At 42.0% G+C, this 1,299-nt stretch carries 1 protein-coding gene and 1 pseudogene; both read right to left on the bottom strand.

Annotated elements, in window-relative coordinates; genetic code table 11:
* A pseudogene (locus tag ACFILO_RS09395) lies at positions 1–253 on the bottom strand (hypothetical protein); the annotation flags it as partial.
* A gap of 11 nt (positions 254–264) precedes the next feature.
* The gene (locus tag ACFILO_RS09390) at positions 265–591 is read right to left on the bottom strand and encodes a dATP/dGTP diphosphohydrolase domain-containing protein (RefSeq protein ID WP_375678206.1); all 327 of its coding nucleotides are present in this window, start codon (positions 589–591) and stop codon (positions 265–267) included.
* Between the last annotated feature and the right edge of the window lie 708 nt (positions 592–1,299).

Here is a 1,299-nt window from a genome sequence, read left to right as displayed (position 1 = left end):
GTTCTTCAATCTCTTGCTTCAGTTGTTTAATTTCCTTGTCACGTTCTTCAAGATCCGCATCACATTCATCAATTGTCTGCTTGCTTTCCTTTAAATACCTAAACTCATTCTCTTTCATTTTTTTCTTAATATCTTGAACCTGCTCTTTAAGTGCTTTAACTTGATCGCGATAATGCAATGCAATACGAAACATCACTCCGCTTAAGAGCAAAACTGAAACCACTGCTATCCATAAAATCTCATTCGAACTCATCTTTATCTCCTTTAATTTTTATGAGGGCGGTCATCATGACCAATCTGTTGTGCTTCGCATTCCATTAAAAAAAGAATGCAACAAGCCGCATGTGCCAAGTGTGATAAATCACTCTCAGCATCCTTATGCTCTCCACCAAACCATGCTAATAAATGACGTAAAGCAGCACCGTGAAACCTGCTCCAGTGCATGCCATTACGCCAATTGTTTGCTCCGTACTTCTTTGCCCCAAACTCTAAAACTTTGCCGATTTCAATCAGTGCCAACGGCGGTATAAGCTCTACACGAGGCTTACCATCATCATTCTTATGCGCTTCATTTGCATTATGTGAACACATATAAACTCTGTCGCCACCATATTCTTCAGTGCCGCAAACATATGCATTTCCATAAATCTTGGCCTTACCATAAACCACGGCATGACCGAACACCTTAGCAGCATCACAAACCTTGGCATAACCACAAACCTTGGCGTTGCCATAAACCTTGGCGCTGCCATAAACATGGATATTATCGTAAACGTAAGCATTACCAAAAACCGCAGCTTCATCACAAACCTTGGCATTGCCAAATACATGCGCATTACCACAAACCTTGGCGTTGCCATAAATCGCAGCTGCTAAAAGAACATTGGCATTCTCATAAACACGGGCATTGTCATAAACATGAGAAAAACCAAGAACCTTGGCATTGCCAAAAACACGTGCATCACCATAAACCCATGCCCTATTCCCAACCCAACAATCACCTTCATGACTTAGGTTGTCTTCTTTCTCGATATAGCCTCCTAAATCACCTGCTTTAACATCACCAAAGTCTCTCAGTGCACGAATGCGGTGAAGTGTTCTGCCATCAAACTCAATTGTTTCATCAGTAAGTTCGTATTTCTTTTCTACAGCCATCATCACCTCCTTAAGGCTGCAAAGTCTCACGCGCGCTATCAACGCCGGAACTTTTTGCAAATGTAGTCATTGGGGGGTGTTGCTCTTGCATTAATCTCTGCAAGCGCTCGGGATAAAAAAAATCTTCTGGACGCAAATCTATCC

This window comes from Bartonella sp. AP72JLCBS (genome assembly GCF_042195705.1).
Lineage (GTDB): Bacteria > Pseudomonadota > Alphaproteobacteria > Rhizobiales > Rhizobiaceae > Bartonella.
This window is presented reverse-complemented; position numbering and strand designations above follow the sequence as displayed.

What these genes read in the sequence shown, in the direction of transcription:
- ACFILO_RS09390 (WP_375678206.1), bottom strand. Translation starts at nt 591, where the DNA reads ATGTGTTCACATAATGCAAATGAAGCGCATAAGAATGATGATGGTAAG.